Raw genomic sequence first — 19,342 nt, forward strand, 5'->3', positions numbered from 1 at the left:
TACTGCTGAATTCACTGTCGGCGAAGGTAAGTTGATGACTCATGATGAACCCTGTTCCATGGCTCCAGATGACAAACATGATCTCATATCAGGGACTTGTTCGCACCTTCCATAAAGTCGCACAACTGGAAAAACTTCGCGGGTTTAAAGCCTGGCTGATTCTGCTGTACGGCATTTTGTTATGCTTGTCGCCACTGTTGAAGCTTATTGAGTAAACCGGAGCGCATGGCCCCGGTTTTGTGAGTTAACGCTGCGGATTTTCATCCTGATCAACAGCAAAACAAGCTACCAGTTGACCGCCGTAGTCTTTTAGCTGCGGCTGCAACTGAGTGCAGGGGCCGAAGCGCCGACGACAGCGGGCGTTAAACGCGCAGCCCGGCGGTGGATTGAGCGGGCTTGGCAGTTCACCGGTGAGCTTGATGCGCTCGCGGCGATCGTCCGGGTTCAGGCGCGGCGTCGCGGAGAGTAGCGCCTGAGTGTACGGATGACGCGGGTTATTGAAGATTTGGTCCTTCGTTCCCTTCTCCACGCAGCGGCCCAGGTACATCACCATCACTTCATCGGCAATGTGCTCAACCACTGACAGGTCGTGCGAGATAAAGACATAAGACAGCCCCAACTCCTGCTGCAAATCCATCATCAGATTCAGCACCTGCGCACGCACTGAAACGTCCAGCGCGGAAACCGGTTCATCGGCAATCACCACATCCGGGTCGAGCATCAGACCACGGGCAATGGCGATACGCTGACGCTGACCGCCGGAGAACATATGCGGATAGCGGTCATAATGTTCGGTTTTCAGGCCGACTTTCGCCATCATCGACAGGGCTTTTTCCCGACGCTGTTCTTTGCTTAAGCTGGTATTAATAAGCAGCGGCTCTTCAAGAATTTGCCCGACTTTTTTACGTGGATTCAGCGAACCGTAAGGGTTCTGGAAGACAATCTGGATTTTCTGCCGACGCAGCTTCTGCGCCTGCGGATCGTGCTTGAGCAGATCCTGCCCCTGGTAATACAGCTCACCACCGGTGGGCATTTCGATCATCGTCAGCAACCGACCGAGGGTCGATTTACCGCAGCCAGATTCACCTACTACTGCCAGCGTTTTGCCACGTTCAAGGTTAAACGAAACGCCGTCCAGCGCCTTCACCAGACGTTCCGGCGCGAACATACCTTTCTTCACCGGATAATGTTTTTTCAGGTCGATAGCCTGCAACAGCGGTTGTTGCGAGGTGGCCTCATGCGTACTCATAGTGTCGGCCTCCCGGCATCATCAAGTGGGTAATGGCATTTGGACTGACGCCCGTCAGAGAGCATATTCAGCGCCGGTTCTTCAGCGCGACATCTGTCAGTGGCATAGGGGCAGCGCGGGTTAAGCAGGCAGCCGTTCGGGCGGTCATACTTGCCGGGAACAACACCTGGCAACGACGCCAGACGTTCTTTGTCCTGAGCAAATTCCGGCAGCGCACGCAGCAATGCCTGAGTATATGGATGACGCGGCGCATGGAAGATGGCGTGGGCATCGCCCGTTTCCACCACCTGGCCTGCATACATCACGATGATTTTATGTGCCGCTTCCGCCACCAGCGCCAGGTCATGGGTAATCAACACCAGCGCCATGTTCTCTTTCTGCTGTAGCTCCAGCAACAGTTCGATGATTTGCGCCTGAATGGTCACGTCCAGCGCAGTGGTCGGCTCATCGGCAATCAGCAGTTTTGGTCGACAGGCAATCGCCATGGCGATCATCACGCGCTGGCTCATGCCGCCGGAAAGCTGATGCGGGTAAACATCCAGACGCGATGCCGGATCGGGAATACCGACCTGATTCAGCAGGTCAATCGCCCGCTGACGGCGGGTACTTTTGTTGCCGCCCTGATGCACCTTAATCGCTTCCATAATCTGGAAACCCACGGTGTAGCACGGGTTAAGGCTGGTCATCGGGTCCTGGAAGATCATCGCCACTTCGGCACCCACCAGGTTGCGGCGCTCTTTTTCTGAGATACGCTGTAAATCCTGACCGTTAAACTCCAGCTTTTCCGCCATTACGCGGCCCGGATAATCAATCAGCCCCATAATCGCCAGCGAACTGACCGATTTACCAGAGCCGGACTCACCCACAATCCCGACCACTTCGCCCTGTTTTACGCTGTAGCTGATGCGGTCTACGGCGCGGAACGGTGCGCTTTCGTCGCCGAAATGCACCGATAATTTATCTACATTTAATAACGCCATCTCGAACCTCTTACTGCTTCAGTTTGGGATCGAGCGCGTCACGCAGACCGTCACCCATCAGGTTAAATGCCAGCACCGTCAGCAGGATCGCCAGACCCGGGAAGGTCACGACCCACCAGGCGCTTTGCGCGAACTGCAACACGTCGGAGAGCATGGTGCCCCACTCCGGCGTTGGCGGCTGCGCCCCCATGCCGAGGAAACCAAGAGCAGCCATATCGAGAATGGCGTTAGAGAAACCGAGCGACGCCTGAACAATCAGAGGCGCAAGGCAGTTCGGGAAGATGTTAATAAACATCTGACGCATCGCCCCGGCACCTGCCACGCGAGACGCGGTAACGTAATCGCGATTCACCTCCACCAGCACGGCGGCGCGGGTTAAGCGCACATAGTGCGGCAAGGCAACGAAGGTCAATGCCAGCGCGGCGTTACCAATCGACGGGCCGAAAATTGCCACCAGCACCAGTGCCAACAGCAAACTTGGCAGCGCCAGCATGATATCGACCACGCGCATGATGATGTTATCGACCAGGCCTCCGAAGTAACCGGCGATCAGGCCGAGAATAACGCCCATAATCAGCGATAACACAACTACCAGACAGCCAACCAGCAGTGACAATCGCGCACCGTACATCAGACGCGACAGCACATCACGGCCTACGTCATCGGTGCCCAGCAAGTGCGCCATGCTGCCGCCTTCCTGCCAGGCTGGCGGGGCGAGCAGTGCATCGCGGAACTGTTCCGCCGGGTTATAGGGTGCAATCCAGTTGGCAAAGATCGCGATAAACAGCACGATGACGACGTAAACCAGCCCGACGACCGCGCCTTTGTTGCGTTTAAAATAGTGCCAGAACTCCTGTAACGGGGTCATCGGCACCGGTGCGCTAATCACTTTATTTTCAGTAACCTGTGACATGATGTCCCCTTACTTCTTATGACGAATACGCGGGTTCACCACGCCGTACAGCAGATCGACCAGCAAGTTGACGAGGATAATCATCGTCGCCACCAGCAATACGCCGCCCTGCACTACCGGATAGTCGCGGCGTTGCAGTGCGTCAATCAACCAGCGCCCCAGACCGGGCCACGAGAAGATGGTTTCGGTCAGAATCGCCCCCGCCAGCAATGTTCCCACCTGGAGGCCGATAACGGTCACTACCGGCAGCATCGCGTTACGCAGCGCATGGACGATAATCACCCGCATGCGGGTCAACCCTTTGGCGCGCGCGGTGCGGATATAATCTTCACCCAGCACTTCCAGCATCGAGGAGCGTGTCATACGTACAATGACCGCCAGCGGGATAGTACCCAGCACAATGGCGGGCAGGATCATATGGGCGACGGCATCGATAAAGTTACCGTCTTCACCCCAGATGGCGGTGTCGATTAGCATAAAACCGGTTAACGGATTGGAATCATCGAGGAACACCATGTCGCTCACGCGACCGGAGACGGGCGTCAGGTTCCAGTGCACCGAAACCAGCATGATCAGCATCATGCCCCACCAGAAGATAGGCATTGAATAACCTGTCAGCGCCAGGCCAACCGCCGTGTGATCGAAAATGGAACCGCGTTTAACCGCAGCCAGCACACCAACCGGAATACCGACTGCCGTAGCAAAAATCATCGCGCAGACGCCAAGTTCCAGCGTGGCCTGAAAGCGCGGCACGAACTCTTCCCATACCGGGATGCGGCTTTTCATCGAAATGCCTAAATCGCCGTGCATTACGCCCCAAATGTAATGGAGATACTGCTGCCACATCGGTTTATCTAAGCCGAGTTCAGCCAGCAGCTGCGCGTGACGCTCTGGGGAGATCCCACGTTCGCCCGCCATGATCATCACCGGATCGCCCGGGATCATGTGGACAAAGGCAAATGTGAGAAGGGTAATACCGATAAACGTGGGGATGACGAGTCCCAAACGTCGGAGAATAAACTGCAACATAACCCGGATTCTCTGTAGTGACCCGCAGCCTGGAACTGCGTGTCTGTATTGCTCACAAATCAATTCCCGCCCAGGTCGGGCAGGGAATGAAGTATTGCTGCCGGATGGCGCTGCACGCAGAGGCACAGCGCCACCGGGTATGGCTTTTAATTATTCGATAGAGACGTTTTCGAAGTGATGTTTGCCTAATGGATCAACCACATAGCCTTTAACTTCTTTGCGTACCGGTTCAAACACGGTGGAGTGAGCGATGATCAGTGCCGGAGCCTGATCGTGCATCACCACCTGCGCTTGCTTGTACAGTTCAACGCGTTTGTTATGGTCGTCGGTAGCACGCGCCGGTTGAATCAGATCTTCAAACGGTTTGTAGCACCATTTTGAGTAGTTGGAGCCTTGTTCAGAGGCGGCGCAGCTGAACAGGGTGGCGAAGAAGTTATCCGGATCCCCATTATCGCCAGTCCAGCCCATCATTACCGTCTGGTGCTCGCCATCTTTCGCACGCTTGAGGTACTCACCCCATTCGTAGGTGACAATTTTGGCCTGCACGCCGACTTTCGCCCAGTCTGCCTGAATCATCTCCGCCATGCGGCGAGCGTTCGGGTTATACGGACGTTGTACCGGCATTGCCCACAGGTCGATGGAGAAGCCTTTTTCCAGGCCCGCTTCTTTCAGCAAGGCTTTCGCTTTTTCGGGATCGTAGGTGTAGTCCTGAACGTCGTCGTTATAGCCCCACATGGTTGGCGGGATCAGGTTTTTCGCTGCCACGCCCGCGCCCTGATAAACCGCTTTGATGATCGCGTCTTTGTTCACCGCGTAGGTCAGAGCCTGGCGAACTTTCACATCATCGAGTGGTTTTTTCTGCACGTTATATGAAAGATAGCCGACGTTCAGCCCCGGCATTTCCATCAGGTTGATGGATTTATCCTGCTTCATGCGAGCGATATCTGCCGGGTTCGGGTACGGCATCACCTGGCATTCATTCTTCTGCAATTTCGCGTAACGCACGGAAGCATCAGGGGTAATAGAGAAAACCAGCGTATCGATCTGCGGTTTGGTGCCCCAGTAGCCATCAAACGCTTTGTAGCGGATACGGGAATCTTTTTGATACTGCTGTAACTGGAACGGACCGGTACCGATTGGGTTGAGGTCCAGTTTTTCCGGTGTACCGGCTTTCATCATCGCGTCAGCATATTCTTTTGACAGAATAGAGGCGAAGTCCATTGCCAGGTCAGCGAGGAACGGCGCTTCCGGTCGAGTCAGCACAAACTGAACGGTGTTGTCGTCCACCTTTTTCACTTCGCTGATCAGCTCCGGCAAGCCCATGCCTTCGAAGTATTCGTAGCTGCCGCCAGAGACTTTATGGTACGGGTTTTGCGCGTTTTTCTGACGATCGAACGAGAACACCACGTCATCGGCGTTCAGTTCGCGCGTCGGTTTGAATTCTTTGTTGTCGTGCCACTTCACACCTTTACGCAGATGGAAGGTATAGGTTTTTCCGTCTTCGCTGACTTCCCACTTTTCAGCGAGGCCCGGAATCACTTCGGTGGTGCCGATTTTAAATTCAACCAGGCGGTTATAAAGCGGCACGGAAGAGGCGTCATAGGTAGTACCGGAGGTAAACAACTGCGGGTTAAACCCTTCCGGAGATCCTTCTGAGCAATAAACCAGAGTTTTAGCCTGAACACTTGCTGCGACGGTCATAGCCACCAGGCTGAGACCAAGCTTCAGCATCCCTGACTTTTTCAAGGAAATACGCATTATTCTGCTCCAATTGTGATGTTTGTTGTTTTAACCCTTTGCAGTGGGTTGTCGCTGCCTGACCTTTTTTGTTTTTTGCCCGGTCGGGTCAACGTTATGAGGTGGGGATGCCGTACTAATTAACATCAGTGTTACAGTGCGGATCCTCCATAAAATGCCCCTCGTGACCTACAATCTGTCAACAGAATGTGAAAACGTCAATACAGCCCACCGGGATTTACACCAACGGTGAGAATCCACAAACAAAGATTAAAAAAACTTCAAACAACTATTTGCAGCAGAGAAATTTGTGCTACTCCAACATAACCAGAACAATCAGCTTAATAATTAGCAACAATTGGTGATTAAGTTTTATGCATTTTGTGAAAAAAATCTGATGAAAAGGTGGATATCTGAGCGATTAATACCATGAACGCTAAACCGCACAGCGGAAAATGCCAGCGCCAGCCATAAGTAACGCAAAAAAAGATTTAAGCAAATATAAAAAAAGACAATGGTTTCTGTCACAAATCCGTTAATGGATAGTGAGATATGGGGCGCAAATTTGGCAGGGAAATGTGTGGAGTGTTGCCGTTTAGATCGGATAAGACGGATACGCTGTATCCCACAATGAGTGCGGTGCCGAATTTGGTCGGTGCCAGAGGATTACTCGCCACTTCGTGGCTCGCCCTGCGGGCCGTTGCTGGCGCAACGTTCTCTCGCTTCGCTCGAGTCGAACCTCCCCGCCCCCGGAGGTTCTCATCCTCATGAGCTACAAATGCAAAAAAGCCTGCTCGCTGAGCAGGCATTTCGAATTTGGTCGGTGATAGAGGATTCGAACCTCCGACCCCTTCGTCCCGAACGAAGTGCGCTACCAGGCTGCGCCAATCACCGAATGCGGGGCGCATCTTACTGCGCAGATACGCCCTCGTCAATCCCTTAATAGCAAAATGCCTTTTGATCGGCGAGAAAGTCAGCAGGCCTCTTAGTTAGCCGCCGCCTCTCTTGCCTGCGGGATGTGGCACCAGTTGTTGTTTTCGTTAATTCCACCATCCGGTGAAGTATAGCCAAGACAACCCATGATGGTGTCGTACAGCTCTACATGACGGCGTGGCACTTTCATGTCGGCTTCTTTTTTCAGCTGCGCAAATGCCTGCGCATTGGCCGGATTTTCCAGATATTTATCTGACATCCAGACCATCATCGGCACGCGGAACTGCTCCGGCGGTGCCAGTTCACGCGGCGTGCCGTGCAGGTGCTCGCGTTCATTAATTGACTCACCGTGGTCAGCTGCGTAGAACACAATCGCTTTCTTATCGCGAACCTGATCAATCACGCTGGAGATAAAGTGATCCACATAGGTCACCGAGTTGTCGTATGAGTTGATCATCTGCGCTTTGGTACAGCCGCTATCAACACCAATACATTCCGGCTTCCACTGCGCAAAGCTGCGCGGGTAACGCTGGGTGTAGTTAAAGTGTGAGCCTTTGGTATGCAGAATGATCAGATGCTTACCATCCGGGTTGCGCCCCAGCGATTGCTGCATTTCGTCTACCAGCAACATATCATCTACCGGCTTGCCACGGTTACGTGGCTCCGCACCAATCTGCTCACGATAAGCAATGTTGTCCGCCATCGTATTGCTGTAGAACCACATTTCGCTTTGCATAGCGTAGAGATCAGAACTGAATCCTAACTGCTTCAATACCGCGAAAATGTTCTGTTCTTTTAATGTGCGCTGCGGATTATCTTCTGCTCCACCCTGACGTACAAACATGCAACGCAGTGAGAGTTTGGTTGCAGTATCACAGGAGTAACCACGGAACGCCGCCAGATTTTTCTCCTGAGCAAGTTTCGGTGTGGTATTGCGTTCATAGCCGAAAATGCCCATATGATCCCAACGCGTGGTTTCACCAATGATAAACACGACATAAGTGTCATCAACGTTTTGCGGTGCCTGATAAGTGAATTTCTTCGCCGGATTAAGCAATGAATTATTATCGGAAGATTCATCGACCCGCGCCCAGGCATACAGCCCCAACGCAGAAAGCCAGTTTGATGGCAGATAAGAGTTCGCTACGACACCGCCATAACTCGGCAAATCAACGCCGGTCGCCCTCTCCACTTTCTTCTGCTGGATATCCAGCAAACGAATCGGTGCCCAAACCATAATACCCGCCAGTACGACGACCGCCAGGCTGCGAATACGCTGCCCTGGGGTTCGCAGTTGTCGGAGCAAGGTGTAGCGACAGCGGTTATTCCAGATAAGGATAAGAGGCAATGCACTAACGGCGATTAACCAGAGAATAAAGTTCAGACCAACAACTTCTTTTGACAGGTCGATATCGGTGGTCATGACGGAAGCGATGATGCCATAACCAATGACCACATTAAGGAAGGTCATGTAATAGCTGGCACCGGCGGAAAAGAGCACCACCAGCGATGCCAGAATACGCCAACTGCGGCGGCCAAACAGCGAAAGAAGACGTAGTAAAAAGAAGGTCACCAGTACGGTGGCGGCCAGTTCAACAACAGCAGAAATGCCTTTCCAGACGGTAAAATCGTGCGCATAGCTGCCGAAGCGGCGGTAAAAAACCGCGCCATTCATAAAAAGGCCAATATAGATTGCAAGCAAAAAGCTCAGCTTCTGCTGTGTAATCGATTTGATGTATCTCATGCAAGCAAACCCTGGACAAACAGGTGATAACACCCTGCTTAATGGCTTTTCAGGCCAGGCAGGGGAAAAGTGCGGAGGTAGTCAGATAAGTAAAATCTACACGCGCGAATAAGTAGACCACAGCAAAGGGAAAAAGTGTGGGGAAAGAGTGTGCACGAAGCACAAATTTACAAAAATGCAAGTTTGAAAAGAGACTTTAGCGTTACAAAAAGCAGTAAAAAGGGCCAGTTAACTGGCCCAAATTTTACGCGTCATTGTTTATACATTGCGTTGAAGCGTTTGATTCACACTAAGGCTAAAGCCCAGTAGCTCGCGGCAGATGATTAAAGGGAGCCATGCGCCTCACGCAACATTTTCTGCTCTGGCTGACGAATCGTCGTAGAGAGCGCCAGTGACAGAATCAGCAGGGCGAAAATCACGTAGAAGGTCACATAGAAGCCGCCAAACAGTGAGGCGATAATCGACCCACAAATGCTGCCGATACCGAAACCGAGATAAATCACACCGTAGTTTTTCGCCAGGTTATTGAGGCCGAAGAACTCACTGACCAGTGACGGGAACACCGTGATAGTGCCGCCAAAGTTAAACGCCACGCAGGCAATCGCTGCAAAGAACGTCACTGCATTCAATGGTGCAAACAGCAGGGCCGCCATACCCACCAGCGAAATCACCTGACCAATGGTGATAACACGGATTCGGGCGATTTTGTCAGACAGTATCCCCAGAACCAGACGACCTGAAAGGTTGGCGATGGAAATAACAGTGACTGCATTGGCTGCGGAAACCACATCAAGGTGTGCCAGACTTTGGGCGATATCTTTCGCTACCCCAATCACGTACAGGCCGCTCATGCAGGCAGTCAGGAACATTACCGCTAACATCCAGTACTGCGGTTTACGCATCGACTCTGCCAGCGTGTAATCTTTTTCCACGACACCATTGCTGGTTTTCACTTCCTGTTTTGGTGCGTCTTTCATTAACGTTGCGCCGAAAACAATCATCACCAGCGCAATCGCTCCCCAAATCACAAATGTTTTTTCCAGACCCACCGTTTCCAGCAGCTGCGTGTCGATAAATTTGAAACCCAGGCTACCCAGACCATAAGAACCGATAGCGAACGCGGAGATCAGACCTTTACGCTCCGGAAACCACTTCACGCAGTTAGAGAGCGTCAGCAGGTAACCCGCGCCATCCGCCAGACCGACCAGCACACCGGCGCTTAACCACAGCATCATCAGGTTGTCAGAATGCGCTGTCAGGAAGAAGCCTAATCCCAGCAAAATGCCGGAAGCCATAGTGACGCGTTTAACGCCAAAACGTTCCTGTAATTTCCCCGCAACAGAAGATGAAATTGCCAGCCCCAGACTTAACAAGCCGAAAGAGAAAGCGACCTGGCTTACCGGCGCATCCAGCTTGGCAGAAAGCGCGCCGTTAAACAGGCTCCAGGTATAAACCGACCCCAGCGCAAACTGGGTAATGATAGTACCGATGAGTGTCAACCAGCGGGTACGCTGATAATTTGAAGGTGTCATGGCAGTATTCCTGCAGTAATAAAAAGGAAAAATCTCTGCTGACAACCATAACGAAGTGCACTTTATGCCTGGGGAAAAACGGCATGAAATGCCATCAGAACGGAATGAAATGCATTAGTTCAGGAATGAATGACTCGACAATTATTCACCAAATTTATTATTTAGTAAGTTAGCACCCACTATCGCCACAACTGTTGTTATCCAATGGTTTCAATTGTATCTATAACGTTAAAATCTGGCACTAACCCCCATCGTATACAGATAGTCGCTATTGTTAGTGGTATTTTCTGCCTGAGATAGCGCAGCATAGGCAGCAATATTTTGATTGAGCAACATATCAGCGCCTACGGTGACATCCAGCCAGTTGCCGTTCTGGTTTGTCGCCGTCATCCGGCTCAGGCCTGATTGCGCCTTCCAGATATTCTCGCCAAATTGCTGGTTATAGCTGATTTGCGCCCAGGGTCGGAGATCGCCAAGCCGGGAGTCAACACGCCAGCCTAAGGTACTCACGCTGGCATGCCATAACGGATCGGCCAGCGTGGTAGTACTGTCGCCAAACTCGTTATACATCGAGGTGGTTGTGCCATCGTAATGTAATGCCGCGACCGGGCCGGTTGTAACCTGCTCATATAAAGGAAAATTCCAGCCCATACTCATACTGCTGGTCACATCCACAGGAGTTTCTTCCGCCAGATTGACTTCCAGTCCCAGCGCCCTTTGGCTACTTTGAATACGTTGCGACAAAATATCGTTGTAATCAGGTTGGTGATCACTATCCCAGGTGTAACGCTCTGTGGAATGTCCGGGTTGCGTATCAACGATATATTCTTGTTGCCAGGCGTAAGCTGTGTTGAGAAAAAAGGCACTGATTACCACACTCGCCAGCAGGCTTAGCTGCCAGCGACCACCGCTTTTTTTTATGATCATTAACACGACTCCAGGGAAGAGCCGAATTCGGCAATATTATTGTCATTGTATGAAGGATATCGGGCATAGTAGCCCTGTATTAAATATTGACTTTTTCACCGATGCGTCAAGAAAAGCGGCTGAAATTTTTACGATCGGGTACATAGCGAGGGAAAGTATGGAACGTTGCGGCTGGGTGAGTCAGGACCCGCTTTATATTGCCTACCATGATAATGAGTGGGGCGTGCCTGAAACTGACAGTAAAAAACTGTTCGAAATGATCTGCCTTGAAGGGCAGCAGGCTGGATTATCGTGGATCACCGTCCTCAAAAAACGCGAAAACTATCGCGCCAGCTTTCATCAGTTCGATCCGGTGAAGGTGGCTGCAATGCAGGAAGAGGATGTCGAAAGACTGGTACAGGACGCCGGGATTATCCGCCATCGCGGGAAAATTCAGGCAATTATTGGTAATGCGCGGGCGTACCTGCAAATGGAAAAGAACGGCGAACCGTTTGCCGACTTTGTCTGGTCGTTTGTCAATCATCAACCACAGGTGACACAAGCCACAACGTTGAGCGAAATCCCTACATCTACGCCCGCCTCCGACGCTCTATCTAAAGCCCTGAAAAAGCGTGGTTTTAAGTTTGTTGGTACCACAATCTGTTACTCCTTTATGCAGGCATGTGGGCTGGTGAATGATCATGTGGTTGGCTGTTGTTGCTATCCGGGAAATAAACCATGATTCGGGAAGCGCAACGTTCAGAACTCCCCGCGATCCTCGAACTGTGGCTGGAAAGTACAACCTGGGGGCATCCCTTTATAAAAGCGAATTACTGGCGTGATTGCATTCCGCTGGTGCGGGATGCCTATCTTGCCAACGCGCAAAACTGGGTCTGGGAAGAAGACGGTAAGCTTCTCGGTTTTGTCAGCATTATGGAAGGCCGATTTCTGGCTGCAATGTTTGTCGCACCGAAGGCCGTCAGACGCGGTATTGGTAAGGCGCTAATGCAGTATGTGCAGCAGCGCCATCCCCATCTGATGCTGGAGGTTTATCAAAAAAATCAACCGGCGATAGATTTTTACCATGCGCAGGGTTTTCACATTGTCGACTGCGCATGGCAGGATGAAACCCAACTACCCACCTGGATTATGAGCTGGCCGGTGGTTCAAACGCTGTAAGTGTCAGTTCCGGACCGTTGTATTTTTCCAGCCATGCCAGTGCCGTATTACCCGCACAGCCATTCCCCAGCCGCGAGCTGGGGAGATCTTTGGTCAGAACGTTCACCGCGCCGTTTTTACAAATACCGTCAGCGGTTAAATCCAGATCCGGCCATGCCCCTTCATGAATACAAATCACGCCAGGTTTAATTCCCTCGCTAATGACCGCTCCGGCAAGAATTTGCCCGCGTGCGTTCCACAACCGAACAATATCGCCATCTTGTATGCCGCGCGCCTGGGCATCGTCAGGATGAATGGTGACAGGCTCACGATTTGCCACCGCGTACAATTCGCGCAGAGAACTGTAATTCAGCTGGCTGTGCAGACGATGTGCCGGATGAGCAGAAAGTACCTGCAACTGTTCTGGTTCGGCATTGCCCTGCCACTCATCCGGCTCCAGCCACATCGGATGCCCAGGGCAATCCTGGTAACCATAATCGGCAATACGCTGCGAGAATATTTCAATCTTACCGCTGGCGGTTTTTAATGGATGCGCCTGCGGATCGCGGCGAAAATCGGCGAAGCGAATAAACCGCTCACTGTCCGGGTTTTCCGGCATCTCAATTAACTGGTTGGCTTCCCAGAACTCAGCAAATGGCGACAATTCAACCTGCTGGCTTGCCCCGCGCTGCCGGGCAACGTTATAAAACGTTTCCAGCCATTGCAGCTCACTTTTTCCTTCCGTAAACCGCGCATAGCCGCCCTTCTCCCAACGTTCACTCAACTCGGCAAAGACATCAAAATCATTACGCGCTTCATAACGTGGCGGCACCACTTGTTTCATCGGCACCAGATGCTGATTACTGTAATCACCGGTCATGGTGAGATCATTACGCTCAAAAGAGGTAGTCGCAGGCAGAACGATATCCGCGTGTTTCGCCGCAGCCGTCCAGAAGCATTCAGAGATCACCACCAGCTTCGGTTTTTGCCAGGCACGGATCAGGCGATTGGTATCCTGATGATGAGTAAAGTTGGCACCGCCCGCCCACCAGATAAAACGAATATCCGGGAAATGTCGGTTCATACCGTTGTGTTGATATGCGCCACCAGGGTTTTCCAGTGCTTCAACAATGCGGGCAACAGGGATTTTATCTACCGCATCGGTGCCGCCAGGCAAGCTGCCCTGCATGGAAGAGAGCACCGCAGAACGCCGCGTGGGGTTACCACCATTGGCAAAATGATAAGAAAGACCAAAACCGCCGCCGGGTGTGCCGATTTGCCCCAACATTGCCGCCAGCGTGACGATCATCCAGTGTTTTTGCTCACCAAACTGTTGACGCTGCATTCCCCAGCCAGCCATCAGCATGGTCGTGTTTTGGTGGAAAAGAGCCGCCAGCTCGCGGATTTTCTCTGCGTTAACTCCACAAATCCCTGCCGCCCATTCGGCGGTTTTGGCTATTCCGTCACTCTCGCCCAGCAAATAAGAGGCGAAGACGGCATAACCGGTGGTGCAACGCGCCAGAAACGCTTCGTCGTGCCAACCATTTTCCACCAGCGTATGGGCGATCCCCAGCATCAGCGCAACATCGGTGCCCATGTGCGGTGCCACCCACTCCATTTTATCGCCAAAGAAATCGACGGTTTCCGATCGCATTGGATCAATGCAGATCAGCTTTTTCCCGCTGTCACGCAGTGCGGAAAAGTAAGAAAGCCCCTGCTCATCGGATGCATTCCACGCAATTTTCAGCGTATTGAGTGGATTAGCACTCCACAGCACCACGACATCGCTATGTTCCAGCACCAGGGGCCAACTGGTTTGCTGTTGATAAACTTCGCTGCCCCCCACGACATACGGCATGATCGCCTGTGCTGCACCGGTCGAATAATCCCCCAGATGCCCGGTATAACCGCCTGCCAGCGCCATATAGCGTTGTAATAATGTCGAGGCCTTATGCAGCACGCCGTTTGAACGCCAGCCGTAGGAACCAGCAAAAATCGATGCCGGACCATAAGCCTCACGAATGCGTTTATGTTGTTGGTGAATAAGCTCCAGCGCCTCATCCCAACTCACACGAACAAATTCATCCTGCCCGCGAATGCCTTGCGGTTTTTCCGGTGACGCAAGAAAGCCTTTGCGCACCATTGGAAATCGTACCCGCGTATTGCTGTGAACCTGGTCGCGAACCGCGCTCTGCAAGGAGTTTTCCATTCCTGTGGTTAACGCGCCACGCGAGCTAAGCACGGTTTCGCCGTCAGTTTCAACCAGCATGGGCCCCCAGTGGGCGGCAGTCAGAACGGAATATCGTGAGGATGAGTTGGCCAAACCGAAGACTCCTGAAAGGTTAGATGTATTGAGCAGTTAAATATTACTTACAAATTTCCGAGTATTCCCAGGAATAATCTTCATGTTCACGCGGCATAATCTCCCGCCACGGAACCCGTGGCAAAGAATAAAAAGGTTATTAAGGATTAACAATGAAGAAACGTGTTTATCTTATTGCCGCAGTAGTGAGTGGCGCTCTGGCGGTATCTGGCTGCACAACTAACCCTTACACCGGCGAACGCGAAGCAGGTAAATCTGCTATTGGCGCAGGTCTGGGCTCTCTCGTGGGCGCGGGTATTGGTGCGCTCTCTTCTTCGAAGAAAGATCGCGGTAAAGGCGCGCTCATTGGCGCAGCAGCAGGCGCAGCTCTGGGCGGCGGCGTGGGTTATTACATGGATGTGCAGGAAGCGAAGCTACGTGACAAAATGCGCGGCACTGGTGTTAGCGTAACCCGCAGCGGGGATAACATTATCCTCAATATGCCGAACAATGTGACCTTCGACAGCAGCAGCGCGACCCTGAAACCGGCGGGCGCTAACACCCTGACCGGCGTGGCAATGGTGCTGAAAGAGTATCCGAAAACGGCGGTTAACGTGATTGGTTATACCGACAGCACGGGTGGTCACGACCTGAACATGCGTCTCTCCCAGCAGCGTGCGGATTCCGTTGCCAGCGCGTTGATCACCCAGGGCGTGGACGCCAGCCGCATCCGTACTCAGGGCCTTGGCCCGGCTAACCCAATCGCCAGCAACAGCACCGCAGAAGGTAAGGCGCAAAACCGCCGTGTAGAAATTACCTTAAGCCCGCTGTAATCCCTTTCATGCCAGGTGATGCAGAAATCACCTGGCATTCTTCAGTTTTCCTTCATCATATTTCAGGCTAAGGTGATCGCCTTATCAGTGAATGGAGAGAAGCATGAAGCCGTCCGTTATCCTCTACAAAGCCTTACCTGATGATTTACTGCAACGCCTGCAAGAGCATTTCACCGTTCACCAGGTGGCAAACCTCAGCCCACAAACCATCGAACAAAATGCAGCAATTTTTGCCGAAGCTGAAGGTTTACTGGGTTCAAACGAGAATGTTGATGCCGCATTGCTGGAAAAAATGCCGAAACTGCGTGCCACATCAACGATCTCCGTCGGCTATGACAATTTTGATGTCGATGCGCTTACCGCCCGAAAAATTCTGCTGATGCACACGCCAACCGTATTAACAGAAACCGTCGCCGATACGCTGATGGCGCTGGTGTTGTCTACCGCTCGTCGGGTTGTGGAGGTAGCAGAACGGGTAAAAGCAGGCGAATGGACCGCGAGCATAGGCCCGGACTGGTACGGCACTGACGTTCACCATAAAACACTGGGCATTGTCGGGATGGGACGGATCGGTATGGCGCTGGCACAACGTGCGCACTTTGGTTTCAACATGCCCATCCTCTATAACGCGCGCCGCCACCATAAAGAAGCAGAAGAACGCTTCAACGCCCGCTACTGCGATTTGGATACACTGTTACAAGAGTCAGATTTCGTTTGCCTGATCCTGCCGTTAACTGATGAAACGCATCATCTGTTTGGCGCAGAACAATTCGCCAAAATGAAATCCTCCGCCATATTCATTAATGCCGGACGTGGCCCGGTGGTTGATGAAAATGCACTGATTGCTGCATTGCAGAAAGGGGAAATTCACGCTGCCGGGCTGGATGTCTTCGAACAAGAGCCACTGTCTGTAGATTCGCCGTTGCTCTCAATGGCCAACGTCGTCGCAGTACCGCATATTGGATCTGCCACTCATGAGACGCGTTATGGCATGGCCGCCTGTGCCGTGGATAATTTGATTGATGCGTTACAAGGAAAGGTTGAGAAGAACTGTGTGAATCCGCACGTCGCGGACTAAGCCGCGACTGCGTGGAGTAAAGCCCGATAATCGCTCGGGCTTTTACTCTTTATTGGGTTGCAGTAACTGCTGTAGTCCAGGCCTGATTAAACGCCTGATGCTGTGCCGGTAATGGCGCAATCAGTTTGTTATATTCACTTGCCTGCTGTGACGTCGGGAACTGGATGCCATTTGCGACAAAGCTCACCTGAGTACCTTGCTGAGCAATGTAGTCTCCAACCATCACCAGTTGTTGCGTGAAAGTTTGTGCCGCCGGAATCAACGGTTGCAATGCATCAGCTGGCGTCGTTACCACTTTGGTGAATGCCTGATCAAAGACCGGTTTCAAATCATCGGTCTGTTTTAGCGCAGAGTGCGCAGCATCGGCCTGCAACTTCGCATTTTGCAGCTGTTGCGCCAGTACGCCCAGAGAACCGTTCATTTCACGCAGTGGGCCGCTTTGCGTAACGTAATCCTGCGGTACGCGAATTGCGTTAACGCTGTCTACGACCGGGCGCAGACCGGAATCCATCGCCTGATTCACCTGCTGAGAATAACCATACAGAATCGCGTAATCAGAGACAAAAGGACCAAACTGTTTTTTCTGATCGGCAGTCAGGGTTGGTAGACGTTCACCGCTACGCATCACTGTATTCTGCAGGAAGTCGATAAACGCTTTACGCTGATCGCCTTCTTTATCAAAACACCCACTCAGGCTAACTACCATTAATAACGCCGCAAGAGGCGCAAACCAGCGAGAGCAGGACTTTCCTGTCGCCATTTTCTTACTCCTTTCACCCAAAAAAAGCGCACAACGACACACACGTGTCTGACGTGACAAGGATAGTCCAGGACAGGCTTGCAGGATACCCTTTCTACGTAATCTTCCTGGTAAAATCATGGAGAAAATGAAACAAGGTTAATTTGTTGTTTCATTGTTAAAAAATGATAGTGCCGTTGCTTTTTTTGTTGCCAGAGATTTACGCCTTCTCAGAACGTTAGATTTTCGAAATCTTTACAAACCGGGAGTGGTAAGAGATATATCGGCATTTATCAGATCGTTAGGTGGCTATAAGTCACGCTAAATGACTGGCTGAATCGAATCATAGCCAGAGCATGCCCTGACTTCACCCCGCTGTGTCTGCTTTTCCCGACTATTCTTAATGAGCTTCGATGCAATTCACGATCCCGCAGTGTGATTTGAGGAGTTTTCAATGGAATATAAAGATCCAATGCATGAGCTGTTGAGCAGCCTGGAACAGATTGTTTTTAAAGATGAAACGCAGAAAATTACCCTGACGCACAGAACAACATCCTGTACCGAAATTGAGCAGTTACGAAAAGGAACAGGGTTAAAAATCGATGATTTCGCCCGGGTTTTGGGCGTATCAGTCGCCATGGTAAAGGAATGGGAATCCAGACGCGTGAAGCCTTCAAGTGCCGAACTAAAATTGATGCGTTTGATTCAAGCCAACCCGGCATTAAGTAAGCAGTTGATGGAATAGACTTTTATCCACTTTATTGCTGTTTACGGTCCTGATGACAGGACCGTTTTCCAACCGATTAATCATAAATATGAAAAATAATTGTTGCATCACCCGCCAATGCGTGGCTTAATGCACATCAACGGTTTGACGTACAGACCATTAAAGCAGTGTAGTAAGGCAAGTCCCTTCAAGAGTTATCGTTGATACCCCTCGTAGTGCACATTCCTTTAACGCTTCAAAATCTGTAAAGCACGCCATATCGCCGAAAGGCACACTTAATTATTAAAGGTAATACACTATGTCCGGTAAAATGACTGGTATCGTAAAATGGTTCAACGCTGACAAAGGCTTCGGCTTCATCACTCCTGACGATGGCTCTAAAGACGTGTTCGTACACTTCTCTGCTATCCAGAACGATGGTTACAAATCTCTGGACGAAGGTCAGAAAGTGTCCTTCACCATCGAAAGCGGTGCTAAAGGCCCGGCAGCTGGTAACGTAACCAGCCTGTAATCTCTGCTTAAAAGCACAGAATCTAAGATCCCTGCCATTTGGCGGGGATTTTTTTATTGGATAAACCGCTTTATATGTAGAGAAGAACAGTCCCAGGAACAATCCAGATCCGGCACCGGAATGTCGCAATCACGACAGACCGCACCATCGCACCCGGAACAATCACAATTATTATTCTTCTTTTTACGTATTACCTCGTTCAGGTGTTGCTTCTGCCTGATTGTCTGTGCCGCAAGTCGGCAATCTGCAAAACGCTGACGTATCTCGCCCCAGCCTGCAATAACACCTTTCTGTTGAATAATCTCTTTGACTGCTCCCGAACATCCCTGCGTTTGGTACAACACACTGTAAGCACAGCGGTATCCTTTGCGAGGAGAAAGGTGTCGTTGATAGAGCATTATCAACAGTAAAAGCAGTTTATTCATGAAGGCTCCGAACCATTCCTGTTCCCGATTAAAAACTTATCTAATAGCCAAATCCATTCGTATTTAAAAAAACATTCATTAAAGAAATAAATTTGGGTGCAATGAGAATGCGCAACGCCGTAAGAAAGGCGGGAATAACTTCCCGCCAAAGACTCTTACTCTTTCAAATTGCAGGCTAAAAATGCCGCCAGCTCATAACTCCCCTGTTTAATATGCAATTCACACAGTGAATCTCTTATCATCCAGGTGAAAAATAAAAGCGTGCAACAAATCACTATTAAAGAAAGTAATCTATATTTCTGCGGCATTCCCAGCCCCCTGTGTTGATTTCCAACGAGTAAGAGGCTAACCTTATGGTGTTCAGGCATAGGGTAGCCTCACTTTGATTTATAGTCAGGTGGGGCTTTTCTCTGTCTGCCTTTCGGTGAATACCTGAGACAAACAGTCTCAAGCACCCGTGGCTATTCTAGCTTAATAAGTTCGTTTCTTCTCCTTGATATAATCCTAAAAAAATCTCATAAAATTAATATATGAGATAATCTTTAT

General features: G+C 51.1%; 19 protein-coding genes, 1 tRNA gene, 1 other RNA gene and 1 pseudogene. 8 read left to right on the forward strand and 14 right to left on the reverse strand.

Translation table 11 applies throughout. The annotated features are described in order from the left end of the window. Nucleotides 1-110 precede the first annotated feature (110 nt). Nucleotides 111-215 (forward strand): annotated as a pseudogene (locus ACJHWK_RS13085) (hypothetical protein); the annotation flags it as partial. 29 nt (nucleotides 216-244) lie between these two features. Here the strand turns inward: ACJHWK_RS13085 and dppF are convergent. The 10 genes from dppF to ACJHWK_RS13135 all read right to left on the reverse strand — a co-directional run bounded on the left by dppF (nucleotide 245) and on the right by ACJHWK_RS13135 (nucleotide 11,044). Then, a complete protein-coding gene (gene dppF / locus ACJHWK_RS13090; RefSeq protein WP_000103574.1) occupies nucleotides 245-1,249 on the reverse strand; it encodes a dipeptide ABC transporter ATP-binding subunit DppF in 1,005 nt (334 codons plus the stop codon). Next, on the reverse strand, nucleotides 1,246-2,229 hold the full coding sequence (gene dppD, locus ACJHWK_RS13095) for a dipeptide ABC transporter ATP-binding protein (protein ID WP_001196487.1): 984 nt from the start codon (nucleotides 2,227-2,229) through the stop codon (nucleotides 1,246-1,248). The genes dppF and dppD overlap by 4 nt, the downstream gene beginning before the upstream one ends. 10 nt (nucleotides 2,230-2,239) lie before the next feature. Next, the gene (gene dppC, locus ACJHWK_RS13100; RefSeq protein WP_000084677.1) at nucleotides 2,240-3,142 is read right to left on the reverse strand and encodes a dipeptide ABC transporter permease DppC; all 903 of its coding nucleotides are present in this window, start codon (nucleotides 3,140-3,142) and stop codon (nucleotides 2,240-2,242) included. A gap of 9 nt (nucleotides 3,143-3,151) precedes the next feature. Then, nucleotides 3,152-4,171, reverse strand: a complete 1,020-nt coding sequence (gene dppB, locus ACJHWK_RS13105; protein ID WP_000938855.1) for a dipeptide ABC transporter permease DppB — start codon at nucleotides 4,169-4,171, stop codon at nucleotides 3,152-3,154. A gap of 150 nt (nucleotides 4,172-4,321) precedes the next feature. After that, entirely contained in the window at nucleotides 4,322-5,929 is a 1,608-nt protein-coding gene (gene dppA / locus ACJHWK_RS13110; RefSeq protein WP_001222876.1) for a dipeptide ABC transporter substrate-binding protein DppA, read from the reverse strand. Nucleotides 5,930-6,557: 628 nt separating this feature from the next. Beyond that, nucleotides 6,558-6,693, reverse strand: a non-coding RNA gene (locus ACJHWK_RS13115) — RtT sRNA. A gap of 32 nt (nucleotides 6,694-6,725) precedes the next feature. Continuing rightward, nucleotides 6,726-6,802, reverse strand: a tRNA-Pro gene (locus ACJHWK_RS13120). 91 nt (nucleotides 6,803-6,893) lie between these two features. Then, nucleotides 6,894-8,585 carry a kdo(2)-lipid A phosphoethanolamine 7''-transferase gene (gene eptB, locus ACJHWK_RS13125; RefSeq protein ID WP_001521564.1) on the reverse strand — a complete coding sequence of 564 codons (1,692 nt, stop codon included), beginning with the start codon at nucleotides 8,583-8,585 and terminating at the stop codon, nucleotides 6,894-6,896. Nucleotides 8,586-8,908: 323 nt separating this feature from the next. After that, entirely contained in the window at nucleotides 8,909-10,117 is a 1,209-nt protein-coding gene (locus ACJHWK_RS13130) for an MFS transporter (protein WP_000189022.1), read from the reverse strand. Between the two features lie 228 nt (nucleotides 10,118-10,345). Next, nucleotides 10,346-11,044: an autotransporter outer membrane beta-barrel domain-containing protein gene (locus tag ACJHWK_RS13135; RefSeq protein ID WP_000584467.1), complete on the reverse strand. Its 699-nt coding sequence runs from the start codon at nucleotides 11,042-11,044 to the stop codon at nucleotides 10,346-10,348. A 157-nt stretch (nucleotides 11,045-11,201) separates the two neighbouring features. Between ACJHWK_RS13135 and tag the strand changes: the two genes are divergently transcribed. Further along, entirely contained in the window at nucleotides 11,202-11,765 is a 564-nt protein-coding gene (gene tag / locus ACJHWK_RS13140; protein ID WP_001521566.1) for a DNA-3-methyladenine glycosylase I, read from the forward strand. Next, complete coding sequence (locus tag ACJHWK_RS13145) at nucleotides 11,762-12,202, forward strand: N-acetyltransferase (RefSeq protein ID WP_000617470.1); 441 nt, start codon at nucleotides 11,762-11,764, stop codon at nucleotides 12,200-12,202. The genes tag and ACJHWK_RS13145 overlap by 4 nt, the downstream gene beginning before the upstream one ends. Here ACJHWK_RS13145 and bisC read toward each other — a convergent pair. Further along, nucleotides 12,171-14,504, reverse strand: coding sequence for a biotin sulfoxide reductase (gene bisC / locus ACJHWK_RS13150; protein ID WP_001521567.1), 2,334 nt, complete (start codon nucleotides 14,502-14,504; stop codon nucleotides 12,171-12,173). The two genes, ACJHWK_RS13145 and bisC, sit on opposite strands and share 32 nt — an antisense overlap. 152 nt (nucleotides 14,505-14,656) lie before the next feature. Between bisC and ACJHWK_RS13155 the strand changes: the two genes are divergently transcribed. Both ACJHWK_RS13155 and ghrB read left to right on the forward strand, forming a co-directional pair. After that, complete coding sequence (locus ACJHWK_RS13155) at nucleotides 14,657-15,316, forward strand: OmpA family lipoprotein (RefSeq protein ID WP_000747625.1); 660 nt, start codon at nucleotides 14,657-14,659, stop codon at nucleotides 15,314-15,316. A gap of 103 nt (nucleotides 15,317-15,419) precedes the next feature. Continuing rightward, nucleotides 15,420-16,394, forward strand: coding sequence for a glyoxylate/hydroxypyruvate reductase GhrB (gene ghrB / locus ACJHWK_RS13160; RefSeq protein ID WP_001521569.1), 975 nt, complete (start codon nucleotides 15,420-15,422; stop codon nucleotides 16,392-16,394). A gap of 49 nt (nucleotides 16,395-16,443) precedes the next feature. On the opposite strand, the gene ACJHWK_RS13165 is transcribed toward ghrB, so the two are convergent. Next, nucleotides 16,444-17,154 (reverse strand): DUF3053 domain-containing protein, encoded by a 711-nt coding sequence (locus ACJHWK_RS13165; protein ID WP_000190517.1) that lies wholly within the window; start codon nucleotides 17,152-17,154, stop codon nucleotides 16,444-16,446. Between the two features lie 433 nt (nucleotides 17,155-17,587). Between ACJHWK_RS13165 and ACJHWK_RS13170 the strand changes: the two genes are divergently transcribed. Continuing rightward, a complete protein-coding gene (locus ACJHWK_RS13170) occupies nucleotides 17,588-17,878 on the forward strand; it encodes an HTH-type transcriptional regulator (RefSeq protein ID WP_000455798.1) in 291 nt (96 codons plus the stop codon). Nucleotides 17,879-18,158: 280 nt separating this feature from the next. Next, a complete protein-coding gene (gene cspA, locus ACJHWK_RS13175) occupies nucleotides 18,159-18,371 on the forward strand; it encodes an RNA chaperone/antiterminator CspA (RefSeq protein ID WP_000014594.1) in 213 nt (70 codons plus the stop codon). A gap of 53 nt (nucleotides 18,372-18,424) precedes the next feature. Here cspA and yidD read toward each other — a convergent pair whose 3' ends face one another. Then, entirely contained in the window at nucleotides 18,425-18,796 is a 372-nt protein-coding gene (yidD, locus tag ACJHWK_RS13180; RefSeq protein ID WP_001521571.1) for a membrane protein insertion efficiency factor YidD, read from the reverse strand. A 107-nt stretch (nucleotides 18,797-18,903) separates the two neighbouring features. On the opposite strand from yidD, the gene ACJHWK_RS13185 reads away from it, so the two are divergent. Beyond that, complete coding sequence (locus ACJHWK_RS13185; protein WP_212735948.1) at nucleotides 18,904-18,975, forward strand: hypothetical protein; 72 nt, start codon at nucleotides 18,904-18,906, stop codon at nucleotides 18,973-18,975. Here ACJHWK_RS13185 and hokA read toward each other — a convergent pair. Beyond that, nucleotides 18,952-19,104 carry a type I toxin-antitoxin system toxin HokA gene (gene hokA / locus ACJHWK_RS13190; protein ID WP_001135727.1) on the reverse strand — a complete coding sequence of 51 codons (153 nt, stop codon included), beginning with the start codon at nucleotides 19,102-19,104 and terminating at the stop codon, nucleotides 18,952-18,954. The genes ACJHWK_RS13185 and hokA overlap by 24 nt on opposite strands. Nucleotides 19,105-19,342: the final 238 nt, after the last annotated feature.

It is taken from the genome of Escherichia sp. WS547 (genome assembly GCF_046486065.1).
Classification (GTDB): domain Bacteria; phylum Pseudomonadota; class Gammaproteobacteria; order Enterobacterales; family Enterobacteriaceae; genus Escherichia; species Escherichia coli.